This window comes from Streptomyces sp. CBMA156, from assembly GCF_014596515.1.
In the GTDB taxonomy this organism is placed as follows: domain Bacteria; phylum Actinomycetota; class Actinomycetes; order Streptomycetales; family Streptomycetaceae; genus Kitasatospora.
Genome location: NZ_MSJQ01000452.1, coordinates 1 through 24179, shown reverse-complemented (window position 1 = coordinate 24179; position 24179 = coordinate 1). Strand labels below are relative to the sequence as shown.

21 protein-coding genes and 3 pseudogenes are annotated in these 24179 nt (G+C 72.1%); 11 read left to right on the top strand and 13 right to left on the bottom strand.

The genetic code is table 11. The features are described from left to right. Positions 1–138: 138 nt before the first annotated feature. The 6 genes from BU198_RS41095 to BU198_RS41070 form a co-directional block, all read right to left on the bottom strand. The gene (locus BU198_RS41095) at positions 139–936 is read right to left on the bottom strand and encodes a family 1 encapsulin nanocompartment shell protein (protein ID WP_188301807.1); all 798 of its coding nucleotides are present in this window, start codon (positions 934–936) and stop codon (positions 139–141) included. 45 nt (positions 937–981) lie between these two features. Further along, on the bottom strand, positions 982–2031 hold the full coding sequence (locus BU198_RS41090; RefSeq protein ID WP_188301806.1) for a Dyp-type peroxidase: 1050 nt from the start codon (positions 2029–2031) through the stop codon (positions 982–984). Positions 2032–2045: 14 nt separating this feature from the next. Next, positions 2046–3701 carry a bifunctional aspartate transaminase/aspartate 4-decarboxylase gene (locus tag BU198_RS41085; RefSeq protein WP_188301805.1) on the bottom strand — a complete coding sequence of 552 codons (1656 nt, stop codon included), beginning with the start codon at positions 3699–3701 and terminating at the stop codon, positions 2046–2048. 62 nt (positions 3702–3763) lie between these two features. Then, positions 3764–5437 carry an aspartate-alanine antiporter gene (gene aspT, locus BU198_RS41080; protein ID WP_188301804.1) on the bottom strand — a complete coding sequence of 558 codons (1674 nt, stop codon included), beginning with the start codon at positions 5435–5437 and terminating at the stop codon, positions 3764–3766. A 214-nt stretch (positions 5438–5651) separates the two neighbouring features. Further along, on the bottom strand, positions 5652–6275 hold the full coding sequence (locus tag BU198_RS41075) for an FMN reductase (RefSeq protein ID WP_188301803.1): 624 nt from the start codon (positions 6273–6275) through the stop codon (positions 5652–5654). Beyond that, positions 6272–7378, bottom strand: coding sequence for an LLM class flavin-dependent oxidoreductase (locus BU198_RS41070; RefSeq protein WP_188301802.1), 1107 nt, complete (start codon positions 7376–7378; stop codon positions 6272–6274). The genes BU198_RS41075 and BU198_RS41070 overlap by 4 nt, the downstream gene beginning before the upstream one ends. A gap of 206 nt (positions 7379–7584) precedes the next feature. Here BU198_RS41070 and BU198_RS41065 point away from each other — a divergent pair, with 206 nt between their 5' ends. Next, positions 7585–8346 (top strand): PP2C family protein-serine/threonine phosphatase, encoded by a 762-nt coding sequence (locus BU198_RS41065; protein WP_188301801.1) that lies wholly within the window; start codon positions 7585–7587, stop codon positions 8344–8346. A 149-nt stretch (positions 8347–8495) separates the two neighbouring features. Here the strand turns inward: BU198_RS41065 and BU198_RS41060 are convergent, their stop codons facing one another. The 3 genes from BU198_RS41060 to BU198_RS41050 all read right to left on the bottom strand — a co-directional run bounded on the left by BU198_RS41060 (position 8496) and on the right by BU198_RS41050 (position 14279). Beyond that, on the bottom strand, positions 8496–10796 hold the full coding sequence (locus BU198_RS41060; protein WP_317620532.1) for a M9 family metallopeptidase: 2301 nt from the start codon (positions 10794–10796) through the stop codon (positions 8496–8498). A 291-nt stretch (positions 10797–11087) separates the two neighbouring features. Further along, a complete protein-coding gene (locus BU198_RS41055) occupies positions 11088–13367 on the bottom strand; it encodes a M9 family metallopeptidase (RefSeq protein ID WP_188301800.1) in 2280 nt (759 codons plus the stop codon). A 342-nt stretch (positions 13368–13709) separates the two neighbouring features. Then, on the bottom strand, positions 13710–14279 hold the full coding sequence (locus BU198_RS41050) for a DoxX family protein (RefSeq protein WP_188301799.1): 570 nt from the start codon (positions 14277–14279) through the stop codon (positions 13710–13712). A gap of 211 nt (positions 14280–14490) precedes the next feature. Between BU198_RS41050 and BU198_RS41045 the strand changes: the two genes are divergently transcribed. Then, entirely contained in the window at positions 14491–15087 is a 597-nt protein-coding gene (locus BU198_RS41045) for a TIGR03086 family metal-binding protein (RefSeq protein WP_188301798.1), read from the top strand. 104 nt (positions 15088–15191) lie between these two features. Continuing rightward, positions 15192–15668 (top strand): hemerythrin domain-containing protein, encoded by a 477-nt coding sequence (locus tag BU198_RS41040; RefSeq protein WP_188301797.1) that lies wholly within the window; start codon positions 15192–15194, stop codon positions 15666–15668. A gap of 24 nt (positions 15669–15692) precedes the next feature. Here BU198_RS41040 and BU198_RS41035 read toward each other — a convergent pair whose 3' ends face one another. Together BU198_RS41035 and BU198_RS44395 are read right to left on the bottom strand one after the other, a co-directional pair. After that, positions 15693–16445, bottom strand: a complete 753-nt coding sequence (locus BU198_RS41035; RefSeq protein WP_317620531.1) for a VOC family protein — start codon at positions 16443–16445, stop codon at positions 15693–15695. Positions 16446–16604: 159 nt separating this feature from the next. Further along, positions 16605–16919: pseudogene (locus BU198_RS44395) on the bottom strand (Uma2 family endonuclease); the annotation flags it as partial. Between the two features lie 243 nt (positions 16920–17162). Between BU198_RS44395 and BU198_RS41025 the strand changes: the two are divergent. The 4 genes and pseudogenes from BU198_RS41025 (at position 17163) to BU198_RS41010 (ending at position 20637) form a co-directional block, all read left to right on the top strand. Then, positions 17163–17843 (top strand): TetR/AcrR family transcriptional regulator, encoded by a 681-nt coding sequence (locus BU198_RS41025; RefSeq protein ID WP_188301795.1) that lies wholly within the window; start codon positions 17163–17165, stop codon positions 17841–17843. A 146-nt stretch (positions 17844–17989) separates the two neighbouring features. Beyond that, positions 17990–19519 (top strand): MFS transporter, encoded by a 1530-nt coding sequence (locus tag BU198_RS41020; RefSeq protein WP_188301794.1) that lies wholly within the window; start codon positions 17990–17992, stop codon positions 19517–19519. Positions 19520–19683: 164 nt separating this feature from the next. After that, positions 19684–20165, top strand: a pseudogene (locus BU198_RS43130) (hypothetical protein); the annotation flags it as partial. Positions 20166–20196: 31 nt separating this feature from the next. After that, a complete protein-coding gene (locus BU198_RS41010) occupies positions 20197–20637 on the top strand; it encodes a PPOX class F420-dependent oxidoreductase (RefSeq protein ID WP_317620530.1) in 441 nt (146 codons plus the stop codon). A gap of 117 nt (positions 20638–20754) precedes the next feature. Here BU198_RS41010 and BU198_RS41005 read toward each other — a convergent pair whose 3' ends face one another. Beyond that, complete coding sequence (locus BU198_RS41005) at positions 20755–21024, bottom strand: DUF1876 domain-containing protein (protein WP_188301791.1); 270 nt, start codon at positions 21022–21024, stop codon at positions 20755–20757. Positions 21025–21191: 167 nt separating this feature from the next. On the opposite strand from BU198_RS41005, the gene BU198_RS41000 reads away from it, so the two are divergent. The 4 genes from BU198_RS41000 to BU198_RS40985 are packed head-to-tail and all read left to right on the top strand — an operon-like array spanning position 21192 to position 23664. Next, positions 21192–22082, top strand: a complete 891-nt coding sequence (locus BU198_RS41000) for a YndJ family protein (RefSeq protein ID WP_188301816.1) — start codon at positions 21192–21194, stop codon at positions 22080–22082. Next, positions 22079–22591, top strand: a complete 513-nt coding sequence (locus tag BU198_RS40995; protein ID WP_188301790.1) for a DUF1990 family protein — start codon at positions 22079–22081, stop codon at positions 22589–22591. Before BU198_RS41000 ends, BU198_RS40995 begins: the two co-directional genes overlap by 4 nt. A gap of 42 nt (positions 22592–22633) precedes the next feature. Continuing rightward, complete coding sequence (locus BU198_RS40990) at positions 22634–23296, top strand: hypothetical protein (RefSeq protein WP_188301789.1); 663 nt, start codon at positions 22634–22636, stop codon at positions 23294–23296. Continuing rightward, the gene (locus tag BU198_RS40985) at positions 23293–23664 is read left to right on the top strand and encodes a hypothetical protein (RefSeq protein WP_188301788.1); all 372 of its coding nucleotides are present in this window, start codon (positions 23293–23295) and stop codon (positions 23662–23664) included. The genes BU198_RS40990 and BU198_RS40985 overlap by 4 nt, the downstream gene beginning before the upstream one ends. Before the next feature lie 75 nt (positions 23665–23739). Here BU198_RS40985 and BU198_RS40980 read toward each other — a convergent pair. Continuing rightward, a pseudogene (locus BU198_RS40980) lies at positions 23740–24179 on the bottom strand (zf-HC2 domain-containing protein); the annotation flags it as partial.

Below are 24179 nucleotides of genomic sequence, written 5' to 3'. Positions count from 1 at the left end.
TGATCGACGGGCCCCGCATCTGATTGAATTCTTCCACCTCGGGGACCTTGACGACCAATTGAGCCCAGAAAGTACGAGCGCCATGAGCATGTCTGTGTACATAGCCCACCAGATCCTCGAATCGATCGCGCTCTGGTGCTAGCCCCGTAGCACGACGGCCGCCTCTCCCGTGTACGCCCGGAAGGTCAGCGACTCCTGAAGGTAGAGCTGAATCGTTTCTGCGTCATGGGAGAGGTAGCCCACCGAGGCGTCCTGGCCGAGGAAGAGTTCGAAGTCGCCGCCGCGGGTGGAGAGCAGGAAGGCGCCCTCGATGGCCGGGGCCCAGATGATCTCGCCGTCGAGGAGGCGGGCGAGGTGGTTGTGGACGGGGTAGCCGTGGTCGCTGGTCTCGTTGACGGCGGTGAAGGCGGCGGCGCCGAGCAGGAGTGAGTACGGGCCGCCGACGCCGGCGAGGCGGAGGGCCGTGAGGGCGTGACTGACCGCCTCCGGGTATTCGCGGACGTCGTCGGGGAGCTGGACCGGGGGATTGGTGGAGGCCGCGCGGATGCCGTCGATGCCGCCGGCGCGGTAGCCCTCGAAGACGGCGCGGTCCTCCGCGAGGGCGAGGGTACGTGCGGCGTCCTTGACCGGCTGCCAGTCGGAGTCCCTGGAGCCGCGTTCGACGTCGTCCACGGCGTCCCGGCGGACGGTGAAGGGGACGCGCAGCTCGACCACCGGCTGGGCGGCGCGGGCACGGGCCCGGACCCCGTCCGTCGGGGGCTCGATCCCGGTCAGGTGACCGGTGCCGACGGCGGCGAGGGTGGCGCCCTCGGGGCCGTCGAGGTCGACCACCCGGCGGCCGGCGATGTGGAGCTTGAAGGTCTGACGGGCTTCCTCCTCGATCTCCTCCCATGCGGCGGCGGAGATCGGGGCGAGGTCCCGGTGAAGGTTGTTCATGTGCGGGGTCCTGTTCGGGCGACTGTCAGGAACGGTCAGGGGCTGTCAGGGGTTCCGCTTGAGACTGCCGATGCCGAGCGAGCCGTCTCCGGAGGAGGCGACCGGGACGGAGCCCGGAGCAGGGGCTGAAGCGGGGGCAGGGGCAGCGTCCGAGCCGGAGCCGGACACCGACGGCGGGGAGTCGAGGAAGTCGGCGGTCGGGACGAAGAACAGCCCGCCGGTGACGGCGGTGGAGAAGTCGAGCAGCCGGTCGGTGGTGCCCGGCGGGTTGCCGACGAACATGTTGCGCAGCATCTCCTCGGTCACCCCCGGGTCGGCCGCGTAGCCGATGAAGTAGGTGCCGAACTCGCCGCCGCGGTCGAAGGATCCGAACGCCATGTTGAAGCGGACGATCTTCCGTTCCGCGCCGTCCGGCCCGGTGATCACGGTGAGCGCCACGTGCGAGTCGGCGGGCTTGACCTCGTCGGCCAGTTCGATGTCGGTGAGCTTGGTGCGGCCCACCGCTCCCTCCTGCTCCTCGACGTCCAGCGCGTTCCACGCGTCCAGGTCGTGCAGGTACTTCTGCACGATGACGTAGCTGCCGCCGGCGAACTCCGGGTCCTCCGCCCCGACCAGGGCGGCGCTCACCGCGGCCCTGCCCTCGGGGTTCTCGGTGCCGTCGACGAAACCGAGCAGGTCACGGTCGTCGAAGTAGCGGAAGCCCTGGACGGCGTCGACCACGGTGGCCGCCCCGGCGAGCCGGTCGACGAGCCGGCCGGCCAGCTCGAAGCAGAGGTCCATCCGGGCGGCCCGCAGGTGCAGCAGCAGGTCGCCGGGGGTGGCCGGGGCCCGGTGGCGGGCGCCGGCCACCTCCTGGAAGGGGTGCAGCGAGGCCGGGCGGGGGCCGTCGAAGAGGCGGTCCCACAGCTCGGAGCCGATCCCGGTGACGCAGGTGAGACCGCCGTCGGGGATCCGGAAGCCGACCGCGCGGCGCAGTCCGGCGAGGTCGGGCAGCAGGTCGCGGACGGCGGCCTCGCCGCCGGGTTCGACGGTGAGGACCAGGAAGACCGCCGCGTCGGTCAGCGGGGAGAGGACTGCTTGCGATTCGGCCTGCATGGTCACGGCCTTCCTCAGGACGCCCGGGAGGCGTCCCACTCGGCGCGGTAGTCGGCGAAGACCTGCTTCAGGTGGTGTCCGATCTTCAGGTAGTCGAGGTCGTCGAGGTTCGCGAGCGAGACCCGGACCGACCATTCGGGCCCGTCGAAGCCGCCCCCGTTGAGCAGCACCACGCCGGTCTGCTCGGCGAGCCGGAACAGCGGTTCGGTGGGCTCGTAGTTCTTCTCCAGGAAGGCCGCGAAGTCCCTGCCCGCGACCCGCTCGGCCTCGGCCAGCAGGTCGAGCTCGACGTAGTAGCCGGCCCGCCCGGGGTCGTCCGCGATCTTCATCCCGGAGCCCTCCATCAGCAGGTCGAGCCGCTGCCGGACGATGCCCTGCACCCGCGCCTTGTACGCCTTGCCCTCGGGCAGCAGCGCGAACAGCGAGAAGAGCACCATCTGGACCTGCTGCGGCAGGCTGAGCCCGGCCGTGTGGTTGAGCGCGACCTGCCGGGAGTCCGCGACCAGCCGGTCGATGAAGCGGATCTTCCCGGGCTCCAGGCTGAGCGTCCCGTACCGCTTGGCGAGGCGTTCCTTCTGCTCCTCCGGGAGGGCGGCGATCAGCTCGTCGATCACGTTGTCCCGGTCCAGGCCGATCACGCCCAGGCGGTGGCCGGTGGCGCCGTAGTGTTTGGAGTACGAGTAGACGAGCAGGGTGTTGCGGGGCAGTTCGGCGGCCAGGGTGCGGAAGCCGTCCACGAAGGTGCCGTAGACGTCGTCGGTGACGATCAGCAGGTCGGGGTTGGCGGTGGCCACGATCTCCTTGATCTGGTCGGTGACCTGCCGGGACAGCGCGAGCGAGGGCGGGTTGCTCGGGTTGACCAGGCAGACCAGCCTGATCTCCGGGTCGGCCAGCTTGGCGACCTCCTCGGCCGGGTAGCGCCACTCGCGCACCCCGGTCTCGACCAGCTTGTCGGCCTGGATCTCGACCACCTCGAAGCCGTAGTCGTCCAGTTCGGGGATCTCGATGTACGGGGTGAACACCGGCACCATCAGGGCGATCCTGTCGCCCTTGCGCAGCAGGCCGTTCTTCATCAGCGAGTCGAAGACGTAGCACATCGCGGCGGTGCCGCCCTCGGTGGCGAACAGCTCGGGCTGCTGCGGCGACGGGGGCCGGCGGTCCATCAGCTCCTCGTGCAGGTAGCCGCGGACGATCTGCTCGGCGTGCACCAGCATCCGGTCGGGGACGGGGTAGTTGTCGCCGATGCTCGCATCGGCGAGCTCGTGGACGAAGGCACCGCGCTCGAACCCGAAGCGGTCCACGGCGAGTTCGACGCTGCGCCGGAGCAGCTCGATGCCGGGCAGCTCGGGGTGGCTGCGGACGAAGGCGTCGAAGCGGCCCGCGATGCCGGACCGCTCGGGCATTCCGCCGAGGTCGTCGGCGGTCCAGACCCGGCGGCTCTCGGCCAGTGCGAAGTGGCCGAGCGCCAGGCAGGCCTCCCGAGGGCCGGTGCAGACCCAGTTCGGGTTGCCGCGGCCGGCGTTGAGCATGTGGGCGGTGGACTTCTCCTTCTGCCCGGGCTCGTCGCTCTGGCAGGCCTCGGCGAGCCGGACGAACTCGGCCTTCAGCTCGAAGGGGCTGAGCCTGGCCAGCCGGCGGATCTCCTCGCGGCCGATGGTGGGCTTCGTCATGCGTTCTCGACGCTCCTCGGGGAAGGGGGGCCATTCGCTGCGCGTGCTGACGGACGGTCGGCTCAGGCGCCCAGCATGCCGACCAGGATCGGACCGGTGAGCGGGAGCAGGAAGTTGGAGATGGTGTAGGTGATCGTGTAGCCGAGCATCGGGATGCTGCTCTGCGCGACGTTGGTGATGGTGGTGATCGCCGGGGTGCTGCACTGCTGTCCGGCGATGGCGCCGACCAGGATCGGCGGCTCGATCTTCAGCAGTCTGCGGCCGACGAACAGCGAGAGCAGCGCCGGGACGCTGACCATGAGGATGCCGGAGAGCGGCAGCAGCACCGGGTGGTCCCTGAGCAGCGTGGCCGCGTCCGGGCCGGCGGCCAGGCCGGTGACGGCGATGAAGACCGAGAGGCCGAGGTCCTTGGCGGTCTGCGCGGCGACCGGCGGGTAGGCCCCGAAGGTGGGCCGCTGGGCCCGGACCCAGCCGAAGACCAGTCCGGAGACCAGGCAGCCGCCGCCGGTGCCGAGCGAGAGCGCGGCGTCCCCGGCGTGCACGGTGATCAGGCCGATCAGCACGCCGACGCAGATGCCGAGGCTGATGTAGATGTAGTCGATGGCGTCCTTGCGGATGCCGACGCCGGCCTTGGCGGCGAACCGCTCGACGGCCGAGCGGGCGCCGGTGACGGTCACGGTGTCGCCGCGGTGCAGTTCGGTGTCGGGGACGGCGGGCAGGTGCTGGTCGACCCGCCGGACGTCGGTCAGGTAGATCCCCGAGGTCGTGGACGGCTGCTCGGCGGCCAGCTCCCCCGCCGTCCGGCCGACGAAGTCCTTGTTGGTGAGGACGACGTCGCGGACCACCAGCGGGCTGTCCAGGCCGGGCACGCCGGAGGTCTCCGGGCCCAGCTCGTGGCCGGTGTCGATGACCGCCTCGCGACGGCCGACCAGCAGCACCAGGTCGCCGCGGCGCAGCCGGAAGTCCGGCTCGGGGTGGAGCGTACGGCCGTCCCGCCGGACGCCCTCGACGGTGACCAGGCCCGGCTGGACCTCCTCGACCCCGGCGACGGTCGAGCCCTCGCCCTGGGAGACCAGGTAGCTGCGGCCGACCAGCGGGGGCAGCGCGGGCTGCTCGTCGCCGTCCGGCGCGCCCTTGCCGCCGCGCAGCTTCTGCCACAGTTCGCGGGAGGCGTCGGGCAGCTTGATCCGCATCATCAGCGGGAAGACCTGGCTGGTCAGCAGGACGATGGAGACCAGGCCGAAGAGGTAGCAGACCGAGTAGGCGGCGGCCACGTGGTTCTGCAGTTGGGCGGACTCGTCGGCGCTGATGCCGGAGAGGTTGGAGATCGCCTCCTGGGCGGTGCCGACCACGGCGGACTCGGTGGCCGCGCCGGCCAGGATGCCGGCCGCGGTGCCGACGTCCAGGTCGAAGGCCTTGCCGATGCCGTAGGCCATCGCGACGACCAGCACCGCTTCCATGACGCAGAGCACGGCGAAGCGCAGGCCCTTGGCGTTGAGGTTGGCGAAGAACTGGGGGCCGGCGATGTAGCCGAGCGAGAAGATGAACAGTGCGAAGGCGACGTTCTTGACGTCGGCGTCGACGCTGACGTGCCGGCTTCCGATCAGCATGGCGACGATCAACGTGCCGCAGATGCCGCCGAGTTGGATCGGTCCGACGTGCAGCTTGCCGACCAGGTAGCCGAGCGCCAGGCAGACGAACAGCGCGAGGACGGGATTCTCCCGCAGAAGGCTCACGGCAGCCGCCCCCACCGTGGCGAGGGGGTGCCGGAGGGAGGAAGGACCAGCACTGATCCGATCATGGGAACGATTACACCGCAAAGCGGACAATCCGGCGCGGGGGACGCGCAGCCGGGCGGCCCCGTCGGAGGTCGCTCCGACGGGGCCGCCCGGGTGATCCGGCCACTCCTTCCGAGTGAGCGTCAGGCGCGCCGCCGCCCTCCGGCCCGGCTCAGACCCGCAGTGCCGCCAGCTGCTCGGCGAACGGCACCACCTGCTCGGGCAGGGCCGGCGCCGCCGGGGCCCGCCCGGCCAGCAGCGCCGCCAGCTCGCCGGCCGCCCGGTCGATCCGGCGCGGCAGCCCGTCGGTGAGCCCGTCCCCCGCCGCGCCCCAGTCGTCGGTGGCCGCGTAGACGGCGGTCGGCAGCACCACCGCGCGCAGGTAGCTGAACAGCGGGCGGACGGCGTGCTCCAGGGCCAGCGAGTGCCTGGGCGTGCCGCCGGTGGCGGCGATCAGCACCGGCTTGCCGGTGAGCGCGTCGTTGTCGATCACGTCGAAGAAGGACTTGAACAGGCCGCTGTACGAGGCCGTGAAGATCGGCGTCACCGCGATCAGGGCGTCCGCCTCCGTCACCGCCCCGATCGCCGCGCGCAGCCCGGCACCGGGGAAGCCGGTGACGAGGTTGTTGGCGATCTCCACCGCCAGGTCGCGCAGTTCGACGACGGTGACGTCCACCTCGCGCCCCTCCGCGGCGAGCCGGCGCACGGTGGAGTCGGTGAGCCGGTCCGCCAGCAGCCGCGTCGAGGACGGCTTGCCCAGTCCGGCACTCACCACCACCAGCTTGAACGCGGTCACCTGGCCACCTCCGTCGTCTCGTTCTCCCGTGCGTCCCTGGCCGCGACCAGCGCGGCGTGGGTCGGCCCCTCCGGCACGCCGGCCGGGCGGCCCTTGGCGAACTCCCGGCGCAGCACCGGAACGACCTCCTCGCCGAGCAGGTCCAGCTGCTCCAGCACCGTCTTCAGCGGCAGGCCGGCGTGGTCCATCAGGAACAGCTGGCGCTGGTAGTCGCCGAAGGTCTCGCGGAAGGTCAGGGTCTTCTCGACGACCTCCTGCGGGCTGCCGACGGTCAGCGGGGTCTGCTCGGTGAACTCCTCCAGCGAGGGCCCGTGGCCGTACACCGGCGCGTTGTCGAAGTACGGGCGGAACTCGCGCACCGCGTCCTGGGAGTTCTTCCGCATGAACACCTGCCCGCCGAGGCCGACGACCGCCTGCTCGGGCGTGCCGTGACCGTAGTGGGCGTAGCGCTCGCGGTAGAGGTCGATCAGCTTCTGGAAGTGCTCCTTGGGCCAGAAGATGTTGTTCGCGAAGAAGCCGTCACCGTAGTAGGCGGCCTGTTCGGCGATCTCGGGGCTGCGGATCGAGCCGTGCCAGACGAACGGCGGGACGTCGTCCAGCGGGCGCGGAGTGGCGGTGAAGCCCTGGAGCGGGGTGCGGAAGCGGCCCTGCCAGTCCACCACCTCCTCGCGCCACAGCTGGTGCAGCAGCGCGTAGTTCTCGATCGCGAGCGGGATGCCCTGGCGGATGTCCTTGCCGAACCACGGGTAGACCGGGCCGGTGTTGCCGCGGCCCATCATGACGTCCACCCTGCCCTCGGCCAGGTGCTGGAGCATCGCGAAGTCCTCGGCGATCTTCACCGGGTCGTTGGTGGTGATCAGCGTGGTCGAGGTGGAGAGGATGATGCGGTCGGTCTGCGCGGCGATGTAGCCGAGCATGGTCGTCGGCGAGGACGGGACGAACGGCGGGTTGTGGTGCTCGCCGGTCGCGAAGACGTCCAGGCCGACCTCCTCGGCCTTGCGGGCGATGGCCACCATCGCCTTGATCCGCTCGTGCTCGCTCGGGGTGCGGCCGGTGGTGGGGTCGGTCGTCACGTCGCCGACGGAGAAGATTCCGAACTGCATGCTGCTCACCACATCCCAGGTAGTCCAACTTTCAACCACACTAGCATCCGGGTGCGGGTCGTTATTCCCACCGCCGTTCCCACCGCCGTTCCCACCGGCCTTCCCCCGGTCGGCGCCCGGCCGTCCCCCCGGCCGATCCCCCGGTCGGCGCCGACAATGGAAGGCGGGGGCCGGCAACGCGAGGGGCTCCGGAAGGGCGGCGGACGATGGGTCCGTACATCGCGGTGAGCGCACTGAGCCACGAGGGCCTGGTGCGGGAACACAACGAGGACAGCCTCACGGTCGGGCCGTGGACGCTCTGCGCCACCGTGACCACCAACCCCCAGACCCTGCTCTTCCCGCTCGGCCCGCCCTGCGTGGTCGCGGTCGCCGACGGCCTGGGCGGCCACCCGGGCGGCGAGGTGGCCAGCGCCCTCGTCGCCCGCAGGCTCGCCGCCGACGGGGGCGCGCTGGACGGCGAGGAGGCCGTCCGCGAGGAACTCCAGGCCTGCAACCGGGCCGTCTACGCGGCCGCCGCCGAGGAGCCGGAGCTCGCCGCGATGGGCACCACCGTGGCCGGGCTGGTGCTGCTGCCCGAACGGGCCCTGGCCTTCAACGTCGGCGACAGCCGGGTCTACCGGATCACCGGGGACGGGCTGAGCCGGGTGAGCGTGGACGACAGCCCGCCGCTGCCGCCCGGACGGCGCACCACCTCGGTGGTCACCCAGACGCTGGGCGGCTCGCTCGGGCTCACCTTCGTCGAACCGCACGTCCGGACCGCGCCGCTGGCCGCCGGGGACCGCTACCTGGTGTGCAGTGACGGCCTGACCGACCCGGTGCCCGAGGAGGAGCTGGGCGGGCTGCTGGAGCGGTCGTCCGGGGAGGCGGACCGCTCGGACGGCAAGGCCGCCTTCACGCTCTGGAAGGCGGCGATCGAGGCCGGCGGGCCGGACAACATCACCCTGGCGCTGGTCCGGGTCGGCGGGTAGTCACTCCCGGCGGCACGGACTCCCGGCGGCACGACCCCTGGCAACACTGGCCCTTGCCGACACGGCCTCCTGACCGCGCGGACCCGCCCCGGGCGGGGCGCCGTAGCGCTCCGCCCGGGGCGGTCACCTGTCCGTTCGCCGTTCTCGGCTCAGATTTCGCTCGTGACGCTCACCCCGCTGAAGCCGTCCTTGGCGTAGACGCTGAAGAAGACGTAGCCGCCGGCCAGCGGGTCCGTGACGGTCAGCGTCTCGGAGTTGTCCGGGTTGGTCGAGTGCGCGGTGTTCGCGTCGGTGTACGCCCACCCGGCCGGGTTGTAGTAGAGGTCACCGTTGCCGGTGCCGCCACTGGTGGTGACCTTCACCTGCTTGGTGCCGGCCGGCACCAGCAGGGCGAAGTGCGCGTAGTTGCCCGTGGTGGCGGCGACGTTGCTGCGCGCGCAGTTGGCACCCAGCAGGCGGGTGTCGGCGTCGGTGCACTCCGGCAGCGGCTGGCCCGGCGTGGTGGGGGTGCCGCCGTCGGTGGCGCAGCCACCGCTCGCGCACTTGGTCAGCCAGCTGTCGAAGTCGGCGTCGTAGCGGGTGCCGATGGTGGTCTTCAGGATGGTGCGGGCACCGTCCCAGTCACCGGCCCGGTACTTGGCGAGGACCGCGTCCACGTCGGAGCGGTGCTGCTCCAGCATGTAGCGCACGGCCAGGTAGCCCCAGCGGTAGACCCGGTCCTGGTCGCCGTAGGCGGTGTCGAACAGGTCGCTCAGCTTGTAGGTGTGGCGGCCGGCCGCCGCGATGGCGGCGTCGTTGTTCACCTTGCGGTACGACCAGGAGACGTACTCGGCGAAGCCCTCGACCCACCAGATGGTCGGGGTCTTCATGCCGGCCTCGAAGTCGCCGTACATGTCGAACCGGCCGTCGAGGTAGTGGGTGTACTCGTGGTTGAGGTTCCAGATCTCGAAGGACGGGCGGGCCCACTCGGCCTCGTAGCAGAGGAAGCGCGGCTGGTTGCCGGCCGTGGCCGGCTCGCCCTCCAGGTACATGCCGCCGTTGTTGGTGTCGATGCCGTAGATCGCGGCGGCCAGCACCTGGTAGTCGAGCGAGGAGTGGAAGGTCACGACCTCGATCGTGTTGTTCTGGTCGTCCTTGACCGGGCCGCTGTCCTTGGCCACCGAGTGGAAGTACGCGTCCTGGCCGTTCAGGCTGGTGCAGGCGGTCTCCAGCTGGGCGGCGTCCAGCGCCTGGGCGAGGATCGTGATGCTCGGGCTGCAGGTGTGCTTCACGGGCAGCACGCCGGCCTTGAGCTGGTCGGCCTTGTTGCAGGTGCCGTAGTACGAGCAGTTGCCGACGTCGTAGTAGTCGACGGCCTCGGCGACGGCGGCCCACTGGTAGACGGTGCGGCCCTTCGGCTCGGCCTTCTCGACCAGCGCCTTGGCCAGCGGACGGACCTTGGCCTGGAGGGCCGTGTCCTTCAGGAAGCGGGTCAGCTCCTTGGTGGCGTTGTAGACCAGCACGCCGTAGGTGTCGCCGAGCAGGGCGTTGTTGCGGGTCGCGAAGTCGGACAGCGAGTCCAGCACGCTCGGGTCCGCCTCGACGGCCGCGTCGAAGCCGGGCACCTGGTGGCCGCGGAACAGCACGGTGAACACCGGGTTGACCGCCCAGGCCATGCCGGCCGGGTTCCAGGTGTCGGCCTTGTAGTCGCCCAGCATCCGCTTGACCACCGGCAGGTAGCGGACGTTCTCCTGCGCGCTGTCGATCAGCGTAATGGCCTCGCCCAGGATGGGCCCGTTGCCCGAGGCGACGTCGCGCGCGTGCGCGCTGTTGAAGAAGGCGTCCAGCCCGGACTGGATCGCGGTCTTGAGGTTGGCGCCGTACTCGCCGACGTCCTCCTTGTGGTACCACTGCGCGAAGTAGCCGGCGCGCAGGTAGAGCACCAGCTGCTCGACCGAAGTGGAGTTGTCACCGGGGTAGTTGGCCGACGCGTCGCGCAGCGCGTAGGCCACCGTGCTCATCTGCTCCTCGCGGAACGCGCCGCGCGCGTCACCGCCGGTGAGCTGGAACAGGCTGTTGATGCACTGGAGGTCGGCGTCCTTGATGTGCTGGACCAGGTCACCGCCGGTCCGGCCGGAGAAGTCGCCGATGGTGCAGGGCTTTTCGGCCGCCGCGCCGAGGCTGAGGGCCTTGGCGGTCGGCCTGGCCTCGGCCGGCCGGGTGTCGACGGGGAGCGGGGCGCGCTGGTCGACCGAGGCCAACTGCTGCCCGCTGTCGGCTCGTTCGGTGGCGCCGATGGCCGGCTGCGGGGCCGGTCCGGTGGGAGTGGGGGCGGGAGCACCTCCGGGGGTGGGGGTGGCGGGGGCGGCCTGCGACTGGGGGGCGAACAGGCCGACCGCCAGGAACAGGGACAGCACCAGCGTCAACAGTCGTGCCAGCTGCGGGAGTCGCAGCGGACGGGAAGGACTCACGTGGGGGCCTCCGGGCCGTCGTCGTCGACCGCGGCTCGGGGCGCGGTCGACTGAGGGTGTCGAGGACCGTTGGTGACGGGGGCCGCGTGGGGGCGGCTCCGTCGGGCACGGTGGGGGTGTGACATGTACAATGGCACACCTCACATGGCCTTGGGAACCCGGGGCGATGTGCGCGGTTTGCGGGGAAATCGGTCAGGACCAGTGATGACGCTCCGTCAACTGACACGCCCCGGGCGGGGCGCCGTAGCGCTCCGCCCGGGGCGGTCACCTGTCGGGTCTGCCGGGGTCGGCTCAGAATTCGCTCGTGACGCTCACCCCGCTGAACCCGCTCTTGGCGTGGAGGCTGAAGAAGACGTAGCCCGCCGGCGGGTTGTCGACGGTCAGCGTCTCGGAGTTGTCCGGTCCGGCCGAGCGGGCGGTGTACGCGTTGGTGTACGCCCAGGTGCCCGGGTTGTAGTAGAGGTCGCCGTTGCCGGTGCCGCCCTTGCTGGTGACCTTGATCTGCTTGGTGCCGGCCGGCACCCAGACGTAGAAGTGCGTGTAGTTGCCGGTGGTGGCGGCGAGGTTGCTGCGCACGCAGTTGGCGTCCAGCTTGCGGATGTCACCGCCCTCGCACTCCGGCAGCTGCGGCTGGCCCGGCGTCTCGGTGGCGCAGGCGCCGGCGGCGCACTTGGTCAGCCAGCTGTCGAAGCCGGCGTCGTAGCGGGTGCCGATGGTGGTCTTCAGGATGGCGCGGGCACCGTCCCAGTCACCCGCGCGGTACTTGGCGAGGACCGCGTCCACGTCGGAGCGGTGCTGCTCCAGCATGTAGCGGACGGCCAGGTAGCCCCAGCGGTAGACCCGGTCCTGGCTGCTCGTGGCGTAGACGGTGTCGAAGAGCTCGCTCAGCTTGTAGGTGTGCTGCGAAGCCACCGCGATGGCACCGTCGTTGACGACCTTGCGGTAGGAGTAGGAGACGAACTCGGCGAAGCCCTCCACCCACCAGTCGACCGGGCGGACCTGGCCGGCGTCGTAGTCGCCGTACATGTTGAACCGGCCGTCGAGGTAGTGGGTGTACTCGTGGTTGAGGTTCCAGATCTCGAAGGACGGGCGGGCCCACTTGTTCTCGTAGCAGAGGAAGCGCGGCTGGTTCCCGGCCGTGGCCGGGTCGCCCTCCAGGTACATGCCGCCGTTGTCGGTGTTGATGTCATAGATGACCGCGGCGAGCACCTGGTAGTCGAAGTCGGAGTGGAAGACCACGACCTCGATCGTGCCGTTGTTGTCGTCCTTGACCGGGCCGCTGTCCTTGGCCACCGCGTGGAAGAACGCGTCCTGGCTGGTCAGGCTGGTGCAGGCGGTGCCCAGCTGGGCGTTGTCCAGCGCCTGGGCGACGATCTTGATGCTCGGGCTACAGGTGTACTTCACCGTCAGGTTGGCGGCCTTGAACTTCGCCGGGTCCTCACAGGTGCCGTAGTACGCGCAGTTGGCGGCGTCGTAGAAGTTCACCGCGAGCGCCGCGGCGCCGCGCTGGTACATGGTGGGGCCGCTCGGCGAGGACTGCTCGGCGAGCGTCCGCACGTACGGGCGCAGCTTGGGCAGCAGCTCCGGGTACTGCATGAAGCGGCCCAGTTCGTTGATCGTCTCGTAGACCATCCGCCCGTGGTCGCCGCCGAGCAGGTCGCGGTTGCGGGTGACGAAGGTGAACAGGGCGTCCAGCACGGTCGGGTCGGCCTTCACGGCCGCGGCGAAGCCGGGCACCTGGTGGCCGCGGTACAGCACGATGAGCACCGAGTTCAGCCCCTGGTCCATGCGGACCGGGTTCCAGGTGGCGCTGTTGTAGTCGAGCAGCAGGCGCTTGGCCACCGGCAGGTAGCGGGTGTTCTCCTGCGCGCTGTCGATCAGGGTGACGGCCTCGCCCAGGACGGGTGCGTTGGCCGACGTGACGTCACGCGAGTGCGCACTGGCGAAGAACGCGTCCAGGCCGGAGCGGATCGCCGTCTGGAGAGCGGTGCCGTACGTGCCGACGTCACCGGGGTGGTACCACTGCACGTAGTAGCCCGCGCGCAGGAACAGCACCAGCTGCTCGACGGAGGTCGAGTTGTCGCCCGGGTAGCTGCCGGCCGCGTCGCGCAGTGCGTACGCCACCGTCCTCATCTGCTCCTCGCGGAACGCGCCGCGCGCGTCGCCGCCGGTGAGCAGGAACAGGTCGTTGACGCACTTGAGGTCGACGGACTTGATCTGCTGGACCAGTGCGCTGCCGGTCCGGCCGGTGAAGTCACCGGTGTTGCAGGCCGGTGCGGCGGCTGCCGCGCCGAGGCCCTGGGCCTTGGCCTGCGACTGCCCGGCCGTCGGCGCGGGCACCAGGGCCGTCGGCGACTGGGGCGCGAGGTCCTCCGGGCTGAGGCGCTTCCTTCCGTCCGGCTTCGCCGGGGCCGTGTCGGCCGGGTCCACACCGATGGCCGGCGCCGGCGCCGGCCTGGTGGACGAGGTGCCGGTGGGAGTGGTGCCGCCGGGGGTGGGAGCGGCGGGGGTGGCCTGGGCCTGCGGGGCGAACAGGCCGACCGTCAGGAACAGGGACAGGAAGAACGTCAACAGTCGTGCAAGCTGCGGGACTTGCAGTAAGCGTTGGCCATTCACGTGGGGGCCTCCGGGCCGTCATCGGCCGCGATTTGGGGCGCGGCCTACGGGGGAGCGAGGACCGTCCCGACGGGACCGCGTGGGGCGGCTCCGCCGTGGATACGGTGGGGATGTGACATGTACCATTGCACACATCACACAATATTGTGAAGGTCTTTACCCGAGGTCTACTCATTCGAAATGCCGCGAAGGGCATGGCGACGATTCGTCACCATGCCCTTCGCGTGTGCCGGGCGGCTGCCTGCCGGGCGCCCGCCTGCGGAGCACCTGCCCGCAGAGCGACTGCCTGCGGAGCGGCTACTTGCGGAGCAGCAGGATCACGCCCGCCGTCACCAGGCCGACCGCGACCGCGGCCGCGCCGTACGCCAGGCGGTGCGCCCGCAGCACCGGCAGGAAGCGGTCCACGGCGTAACGGCCGGGGCCGGTCAGGGCGAGCGAGGCGGCGCCGGCGGTCAGCAGCAGCTCGTACTCGCTGCCCTTCGGGGCGAAGAAGCCGCCGCCCCAGGTGACGGCTATCGCGTTGACCATCGTGCCGACGATCGCGGCGGCCGCCAGCGGGGTCAACAGGCCGACGGCGAGGGCGAGTCCGCCCAGCGTCTCGGTGAGGCCGGCCACCACGGCCATGGCGTCACCGGCCGGGTAGCCGCTCATGGTGAAGAACTGACCGGTGCCGTCGATCCCGCCGCCCCCGAACCAGCCGAACAGCTTCTGGCTGCCGTGCGCGGCCATGGTCAGACCGAGGACCAGGCGCAGGAGCAGGAGTCCGGCGTCGTAGGCGTGCGGGGAGGTCGTCGCGGGCCCGGAGGTGTCCAGGGCCGGGCTGACGGTGGTGGTGGCGGCGGTCGTGCTCGGGCTGCTGCTCGGCATGCGCGTCTCCATCGATCGGGGTTCGGTCGTCGTCCGGGCGGCCGGACGCGGTCAGGGAGTTGTGGTGAGGCGGCGGGCCGGGGTCGTCACCCCGCGCCATTGTTCAAATTTGAACCGCCGCTCCATCGACCGTACCGCGAAGTTCGAATTTGAACAACTGACGGTTCGTCGGCGACTCGCGGGCCCACCCGGGGCCGGGGAGGGTGGAGGCATGGCTCAGCACAGGCACCACCGGCAGGCGGCAGGGACCGGCACCCCGTACCCCGAGGCGCTGGCCGCCTTCGGCGAGCGCGTCCAGCTGGTCACCCCAGAACAGTGGGACTCCCCCACCCCGTGCAGCGACTGGTCCGTCCGCGACCTGGTCAACCACCTCACCGGCGAGCAGCTCTGGGTGCCCGACCTGATGATGGGCGCCACCATCGGCGAGGTCGGCGGACGCTACGACGGGGACGTGCTCGGCGACGACCCCGTCGGCGCCTGGACGGACGCCGCCGAGGCGGCCCGGGAGGCCTGGGCCGTCCCGGGCGCCACCGAGCTGACCGTCCACCTCTCCTACGGGGACGCCTCCGGCCGGTACTACCTGGACCAGCTCACCACCGACCTGGTGATCCACTCCTGGGACCTCGCCGAGGGCATCGGCCGGCACACCCGGCTCCCGGACGGACTCGTCGAGTTCGCGCTCGGCCAGTTCACCGGATACGGGGACCTGTCCGGCAGCGGGCTCTTCGACCCACCGCTGCCGGTGCCGGGGGACGCCGGACCGCAGACCCGGCTGCTCGCCCTCACCGGGCGGCGGGACGGAGGGTGACCGGGGGCGCCTCCGGGTGAACGGCCGCCACTCCGGGTGAGCGGCCCGGCGCCGGATACTGGAAGGCAGCGGGGGCAGTCTTCCGTGCGAGAGGCGGGCGGACCATGAGCCGCAGGCCGGACATCCTCGGCGAGTTCACCGCCGACCACCGGGCGGCCACCGAGCTGCTCGACCTGATCGAGGCCGCACCGGCCGACGACCCCGGACGCGCCGAGCTGGTCGCCCGGCTGACCGACCTGCTGTTCACCCACTGCGCCGCCGAGGAGGAGCACCTCTTCCCCGTGGTCCAGCACGACGTGCCCGACGGCGGGGCGCTGGTGTTCCGCAGCATCCACGACCACCTGGCGATCGGGCAGTACCTCGCCGACCTCCAGGGGCTCGGGCCGGCCGACCCGGCCTTCGGCACCCTGCTGCGCGGCCTCGCCGACACCCTGCAACGGCACCTGCTCGACGAGGAGGAGCAGCTCTTCCCGGCTGCCCGCAAGGCCCTGCCCGCGGCCGCCCGCGCCGCGCTGGGCGACCGGCTGCGGGCCGAACGGGCCGAGCTGGAGGCACCGGACGGTGACGGGCCGGTCGGCTGAGGCAGCCGGACAGTGGCGGGCCGGTCAGTCCTTCGGGCTGATCACCGCGAACCGGGCGCCCTCACGGTCCCGCAGCCGGGCCACCCGCCCGTACGGGGAGTCGAAGGCCGGCCCGATCGCCCCGCCGCCCAGCTCCACGGCCCGGGCCAGCGCCCGGTCGGTGTCCGGTACGGCGAAGGAGACCTCCCAGTGCGGCGGCATCCCCGCCGGGCCGCCCGCCTGCTCCTTGGCCAGCGCCGCGACGCTGTGCCCCTCGGCGCGCAGCACGACCCGGTCGTGCTCCCAGCGGACCTCGAAACGCTCCGGGTCGCGGCCGTCCCAGCGGAACACCTCGCCGTAGAACAGCGCCGCCGCGAACGGGTCCGGGGTGCGCAGCTCGATCCAGACCGGCGCCCCGGGCAGGTCCAGCTTCCTGGCCCGGCCCGGCGGGCCCTCCCAGATGCCGAAGACCGCGCCTGCCGGGTCCGCCGCAAAGGCCACCCGCCCGGCGTCGAAGGCCAACGGACCGACGGCCAGGGTCGCGCCGCGTTCGCGCACCGCGTCGGCGGCGGCGTCGGCGCTCTCCGTCCCGAAGTAGCCGGTCCAGGCGAGCGGGACCGCCCCGAAGCCGGCGACGCCCAGCCCGGCCACCGCCTCTCCACCGGTCACCGCGTGCACGTACGGCCCGAAGCGGTCCGGCCCCGGCTCGAACTCCCAGCCGAGCAGCGGCCCGTAGAAGCCCGTGGCGGCCTCCAGGTCCCCGGCCATCAGGCTCACCCAGCACGGAACGGCAGCCACACAGCGCACCGTGGCGGTCGTCTCACCGCTGCCCATCGCGAACCTCCTCGCCCACCCGGCCGCCGGGCCCCTCCCGACTCCCACGGCCCACCGGCCGCCCTGGGGACGCCCACAGCCTAGGCCGCCACCCGCGCCGCGCCGGGGAAGCCATGCCCGGGATCAGCGCACCCAGTTCTTCAGCGACTCGGTGTCCAGGGAGATGCCGACGGGCTCCGGCAACCGGACGGTCTTGCCGAAGGGAAGGGTCTGGACGGTCTCGTAGCGGATGCCGTCGGGCTCGCTGTGGACGACGACCTCGGCGGAGTCCCGGTCGATCAGGAGGTAGACGGGGATGCCGGCCTCGGCGTAGGCGCGGGACTTCTCGACGCGGCCACGACGATCCGTGTCGGAGTCGTAGGAGGTGACCTCCGCGACCATCAGGACGTCGCCGGTCGGCGCCCAGTCCCCGTACCCGACGAATGCGTCGGCATCTGCGGGCGTTCGGAGATCGCGGTCACGGGCTTTCCTCCTTCGCCTGGACACCCTCCGGATCGACGAGATCCCCCGGCGAGTGGTCACGGGTCGTCCGGCTTCGACGATAGCCGAGACAGCCGAAGCGGCGTTTATGTGACCCAGGTCACACTCGTCCGGGAAATTCCGGGGACGGATTCCCCGTTTCCGAGTACGTTGGAAGAAGCGGGGAGAATTTCCCCGGTATCCTGATGAGGAGCAGTCGTCGTGACCACCGCCGCCGCCGAGTCGGTCCACCCCACGGAGAGCGCGCGTACGCCGAAGTTGCGTGCCGATGCGAGCCGGAACCGGGAGCGGATCGTGCTGGCGGCCCGGGACGTGTTCGTCGAGCACGGCGCGGACGCGCCGCTGGACGAGATCGCGAAGCGGGCGGGGGTCGGCAATGCCACGCTGTACCGGAACTTCCCGGACCGGGTGGCGCTGATCCGCGAGGTGGCGGTGCTCGTGAAGAACCGCATCCTGGCCCTCGCCGAGACGGCGACGGTGGAGGCGGAGGCTCCTGACGGAGCCGGCCCGTTCGACGCCCTCCAGCGGTTCGCGCACGCGTCCGTCGAGGAGAAGGTCGGCGGTCTCTGCACCTTGTTCAGCAGCCATGTCGACCCGTACGACCCGGAGTTGGCCGAGATCAGGACGCGCTTGCAGACCGCCGTGGGCGGCCTGATGGAGCGCGCCAAGGTCGCGGGCGAACTGCGGGCGGACGTCGACCACGGTGACCTGTTCATCGCGACGAGCCAGCTGACCCGTCCGCTGCCGAACACCTCCTGCCGACTGCTCGACGATTTCGTCCACCGGCACCTGCAGATCTTCCTGGACGGTCTGCGCGCGCCGGCGCCTTCGGTCCTGCCCGGCCGGGCCGCGACCTTCGAGGACTTCCAGACCGAGAACTGATCCCGACCACCAGCACCGACCGTCCGGCGGCGCCCCGCTGCGCCCCGGCACGCTCTCCCGACACACCTCCCGTACGGCAACCTGCCGTTCCCGTACGGCAGTCGACCGTTCACGCACACCACACGCACCGTGAAGTGAGTAACCCCATGCCTCAAACCGACGCCCGACCGGCGACGCTGCCCGATCCCCGGCGCTGGAAGGCGCTGATATTCATCGGCCTCGCCCAGCTGATGGTCGTCCTCGACGCGACCATCGTGAACATCGCCCTGCCCTCCGCGCAGCAGGACCTGGGCATCACCGACGGCAACCGCCAGTGGGTGATCACCGCCTACGCGCTGGCCTTCGGCGGACTGCTGCTGTTCGGCGGCCGGATCGCCGACCTCTGGGGCCGCAAGCGGACCTTCATCGTCGGCCTGACCGGCTTCGCCCTCGCCTCCGCGCTCGGTGGCGCCGCGGCCAACACCACGATGCTGCTCGGCGCCCGCGCGCTCCAGGGCGTGTTCGGCGCGCTGCTCGCGCCGGCCGCGCTGTCGCTGCTCGCGGTGATGTTCACCGAGGCCAAGGAGCGCGCCAAGGCCTTCGGCATCTACGGTGCGATCGCCGGTGGCGGCGGCGCCATCGGTCTGATCCTCGGCGGCCTGCTCACCGAGTACATGAACTGGCGCTGGACCTTCTTCGTCAACATTCCGTTCGCCATCGTGGCCGCCGCGGGCGCCGTGCTGGTGATCCGCGAGCCCTCCGAGGGCCGCAACCGCAACAAGCTGGACGTCCCCGGCGTGCTGCTGGTGACCACCGGCCTGGTCTCGCTGGTCTACGCCTTCACCCGCGCCGAGTCCGACGGCTGGTCGTCCGGCACCACCATCGGGCTGTTCGTCGCGGCCGCCGTGCTGCTGACCGCCTTCGTGCTGGTGGAGCGCAGGGTCAAGGCCCCGCTGCTGCCGCTGCGCGTGGTGCTCGACCGCAACCGCGGCGGGGTGTACCTGTCGCTGGGCATGGCCGTGATCGGCATGTTCGGTCTGTTCCTCTTCCTGACCTACTACCTCCAGATCGTGCTCGGCTACAGCCCGGTGCTGACCGGTGTGGCCTTCCTGCCGATGGTGGCGGGCATGATCACCGGCTCGACCCAGATCGGCGCCCGGCTGATGACCCGGGTCCCGGCCCGGTACCTGATGGCGCCCGGCTTCCTGGTCGCCTCGGTCGGCATGTTCCTGCTGACCCACATCGGCCTGGACACCTCCTACCCGGCGCTGATCCTGCCCGGTCTGGTCCTGATGGGCCTCGGCATGGGCACCGCGTTCATGCCGGCCATGAGCCTGGCCACGCACGGCGTCCAGCCGCGCGACGCGGGCGTGGCCTCGGCCATGGTCAACACCTCGCAGCAGGTCGGCGGCGCCATCGGCACCGCGCTGCTGAACACCATCGCGGCCAGCGCGACCACCACCTGGCTGGCGTCGCACGCCACCGCGGCGGCGGCCGCCTCGCCGGAGGCCGCGAAGGCGCTCCAGTTCCAGAGCATGGTGCACGGCTTCTCGACCGCGATCTGGGTGTCCTTCGGGATCCTGGTGGCGGCCGCGGCGGTCGCCTTCACCTTCATCAACGCCGGCCGGCCGGACGCCGGGGCGGGCTCGGCCACGGGCGCCGCGAAGGAGAACGAGGTGCCGGTGCTGGTGCACTGACACGCCCCTCCAGGGGTTGCTCGGGTGCGTACGCGGCCCGTCCGGTGTCTTCCACGACGCCGGGCGGGCCGCTCGCCGTTTCCGGGGCCGAAGGGACGGCGCGCAGCCCGGAGGAGCGGTGCGCGGAGGCGGACCCCCGAGTAGAAACGGGGGCTCCTCCCCGGTTCCTGGTCTTCGGCATCATCGCGCTGATGGCGGCGATCGCGACCGTCAACCCGATCTGGGCGTACGGGCCGTACCGCCCGGACCAGGTCTCCACCGACGCCCAACCGGACTGGTGCATAGGCTTCGCCGAGGGCCTGATCCGGATCATGCCCGGCTGGGAAATCGGGCCGTGGGGGCACACCCTCGACCTCGGGGTGCTCATCCCGTTCACGATGTTCCCGCTGGTGCTGGGCGCGATCGCGGTCTACCCGAGGTGCACGCCCGGCTCTCGCCGCGGGAGCTGCACCGGCTCACGGCGCACGAACAGCCCCGCCCCCTCGAAGCGGCGGCCCCGGTGGACGAGAATGGAGTCGCCCGCCCGACGGGCGTGCTCACCCGCACCCGCACCAGGCTCTCCCGTGGCTTCCACGGCGAGGGCGGCCGGATCCCCAAGCCCACCGCCGAGGAGTTCGGCGAGATCACCGGGGACCACCGGCACTGACCCGCATCCCCCGATGCCACAGGGAGGACAGGTGCACCACCCAACCGACCGGCTCGCCGACAGCAGGTACCTCCTGCTCACCACCTTCGGCGAGGACGGCAGCCGGATGGACTCGCAGCTCTGGGTCGTGCCGGACGGCACGGCCCTCGGGGTCTGGACCCCGGCCCACTCCGGAGCGGCCGACCGGATCCGCCGCCACCCCCGGGTACTGATCGGCCCCTGCGACGCCCACGGGCGTCCCACCGGCCGCCCGGTGCCGGCCCGGGCCCGGCTCTGTGACGCCGACGACACCGCGCGCTACCGCACGTCGCTGATCAACAAGTACGGCCTGACGGCGCTGATCGCGCTGGCCCGCAGCCGGTACCGACTGGGACTGGCGGGAACGGTCGGGATCCGCATCACGCCGAACGAGCTGGAGCAGCGGCTGGTCGGTCCCGACTGGCAGCCGCCGGCCGGCTACTGCGTCAACTGACGGACCGGCGATCCTCGCCGGGTGCCGGGGCCCCGGGAAGGGCGGCCCCGGCACCCGGCGTTTCCGGGCCGCCGTGTCCGAGGCCCGGAAGCGGGGCCGCTCCGCCCACCCGGAAGGTCACGACAGCGGGTGGGTCGGGACCGGGCTGACGTCCTGGATCTCGCCGTGGGCCTTGGTGAGCAGCTGCGAGGCGAGTTCGTTGAGCGCACGGGCGCCCGCGATCTCCTCGCCGACCCTCAGCTGTTCCGGGTCGGAGGGGTGACGGCTGCTGTACCCGTGGGCGCGCAGTTCCGTCCCGTCGCCGAGTCTCACCAGCGCGGCGGCGCTGGTCCGCGCTCCCTCTTCGCGGAACTCCATCTCGATGTGCCAACCGACCAGAGTCTGCATGGCGGATCACCTCCATCGGTTACTCCTCCAGAGTGCGCCGCACTCACCGTGAACACCAGACCGGACGGGGCGGGGGCGATCCCCGGGTCAAGTTGAACACGTTCAGCCAGGCCGCGTAGAGTCGGCGGCGCCATCTATTTGAACGCGTTCAAGGGGGTGTGTCCACGATGGGGAAGGGCACCACGGAACTGGTCGACCTGCTGATCCTGCTCGGCATGGGCGCCGTCGTCCCGCTCGGCCTCGCCCTGGTCGGGGAGCCCGGACTCGCCCGGGTCCGCCGGCTCTGGCCGCTCGCCGCCGTACCCGGCGCGCTCTCGCTCTGGCTGCCCCGCGGCGGCCCGGCCGCCGGATGCGCCCTGCTCTACGCGCTCGGCACCCTGGCCATCGCCCTGCACGCGCCGCTGCGGCTGGCCCGCACCCGTTCGCTCGCGCCCGCCGAGGTCGCGGTGCTCACCGCGCTCGCCGCGCCCTCGGTGGCCGGGGTCGCCCTGGTCGCCGAGCGCTCCGGCTACCCGCTGTTCGGCTTCGAGCCGCACATCCTGGCGCTCACCGTCCCGCACTTCCACTACGCCGGGTTCACCGCCGCCCTGGTCGCCGGACTGGTCTGCCGCGCCGCCCGTCCCGGCTCCGACCCGGCCCGCTGCGCCGCGCTCAGCGTCCCCGCGGGCACCCTGCTGGTGCTGGCTGGGTACTTCCTCGGCGACTGGTGGCAGTTCGCCGGAGCCGCCGTGCTCACCACCGGGATGTGGCTGGTCGGCCTGGTCACCTGGCGCGAGCTGCGCCCCCGCGGCAGCGGCCCTGGCGGCGGCGATCCGGTCACCGCCCGGCTGCTCGCCGTCTCCTCGGCCGTCCTCGCGCTCACCATGCTGCTCGCCCTGTGGTGGGCCCTCGGCCGGGCCGCCGGACTCCCCCACCCCACGCTGACCTGGATGGCCGCCACCCACGGCGTCGGCAACGCGCTCGGCTTCGCGCTCTGCGCCCTGCTCGCCTGGCGCCGGCTCGCCGCCGCCCAGCCGGGCACCACCACCCCGACCGAGGCCACGGAGGCCGCGCGATGAACGACTACAGCTACCCCGAGCAGGGCGCCAGCCGCACCGGCGAGCTGCCCGCGGGCTACGACCACCTGCGGCACAGCGCGCTCATCGGCCACGGCCGCCCCGCGCTGGAGGCCGCCGGCGCCGCCCTGCTCGACTGGCGGATGCACCGGCTCGCGGGCGTACGGATCGACGCGTCGGCCGGCCGGGCCGCCCCGGGCGTCGCCGTGCACTGCGCCATCGGCCTCGGCCCGCTGCGGGCCGGCGCCCCCAACCGGGTGCTGGCCACGGTCGAGGGCCCGGACCGGTACGGCTTCACCTACGGGACCCGAGCGGGGCACCTGGCCCGTGGCGAGGAGACCTTCCTGGTCGAGCTGGACCCGGACGGCGCGGTCCGGTTCTCGGTCACCGCCTTCAGCCGGCCGGTCGCCTGGTACGCCCGGCCGGCCGGTCCGCTGTTCCCCCTCGCCCAGCGCGCCTTCGCCCGGCGCTGCGGGCGCGTACTGGCCCGGATCGCGGCCGGGGCGGGGTAAAACCGCTGGTCGGGACGGAAGTGCGTCCGGGATCATCGGCGGATGACGTCGATGCGACCGGTCCTGGAGGTCTTCGCCCCCGACGGCTTCACGCTCTGGCCGACGGGCGGTCACGAGCCGTACGGGCACCTCACCCTGAACGGGCGGATGACGCCGGCCGAGGTGGGCACGGCGCTCTGGCGGCTGGCCGGGTACAACGACGTCGAGCCCGGGTCGGCGGAGGCCGAGGAGCGCGGCCCCCGGCCTGCGGACCCGCCGGGCGCCTTCCTGCACGGGCTGCTCACCGATCCGCTTCCGTACGCCCCCGGCGGCCTGGTGGTGACCGACTCCGTCACCGGCGCCGTCTTCGAACCGGGCTGCTGCAACGGCCTGGAGGAGTGGCGCGGGTGGCTGAACGTCACGGACGGCTCCGGCACCGCCTGGTTCGGCCACGACCCCGACGCCCGGGCCGAGTGCGTCGGCCGGGTCGTCCGGCTGACCCAGGACGCCGGGAACGGCGAGGACGGTGAAGATCGCGAGGACCGCGACGGCACGGTGATCGAACTTCCGGTGGACGAACTGCGCCGCCTGCTCGCCGGGGCCGAGCAGGACCTGCGCGACTTCCTCGCGCTGGCGGCGGGTTGGGCCGAGCGGCAGCTCCCCGGGCACGCCGCCGCCGTCACCGCGGCCCTCGCCCGGGCACTGGACCTGGAGCCCCCGGCATGACCGGATTCCCCACCCACCGGGCCCGGGTGCACGACACCTCGCTCCCGCTGTACCGGCGGCACAGCGCGCTGCTGGACGGCGCCGAGCTGCCCGGCTGCCCGGCCTGCGGCGAGGAGGGCCCGCCGGTGCCGGTGCCGACCGGCCACGGCCTGGCCGAGCTGTGCCGTTCCTGCGCACAGGTGCTGACGCCCTGCCCCTGCGGACGGTGGCACAGCTTCGAACCGGACCTGCGGGTCGGCTGGAGCCGGACCTGGCGGCGGGAGCACATGAGCGGCACCGGCGAGCCGGACCCGCACTGGCCCGGCGTCCGGGGCACGGCCCGGGTCGAGCGACTGGCCGCCTACCCCGTCGCGCACGGGCCGTACTGAGCCGGGCCCGTACGGTCAGGGCCCATGCGGTCAACGCCCGTACGGTCAACGCCGGTGCGGTCAGGGCCAGTCCGGTCAGGACCGGTGCGCCGGGACCGCGACCAGCAGCGCGCCGCCGTTCTGGACCCGGACCTCGAAGTGGTCGATGTCACCGGGCTGGAACGCCGCGCCGCCGGTGGTCCGCACCGTGCCGTCGCCGCCCGCGTAGCCGACCGCGGGGACGGACCAGCTGGTCACCGTCTGCTGCTCGCCGGTGTGCGAGACGGCGACCAGTTCGCAGCTCAACGGGCCGTGGACGCCGGAGAGTTGCAGGCTGACCCGGCTGCCCAGGGTGGTGCCGTCGACGCCGACGGTGGCGTGCGCGCCGGTGCCCGGGTCGGTGGCGCTGAACTGCTCGGCCGCCGCGACCACGGCGGGGCCCTGGTCGGCGGTGATCACCGCGGCGGTGACGGCGGGGCCGGCCGCCACCATCACGGTGGCGGCCAGGGCCAGCACCAGCCGCCGCACCCGGCCCC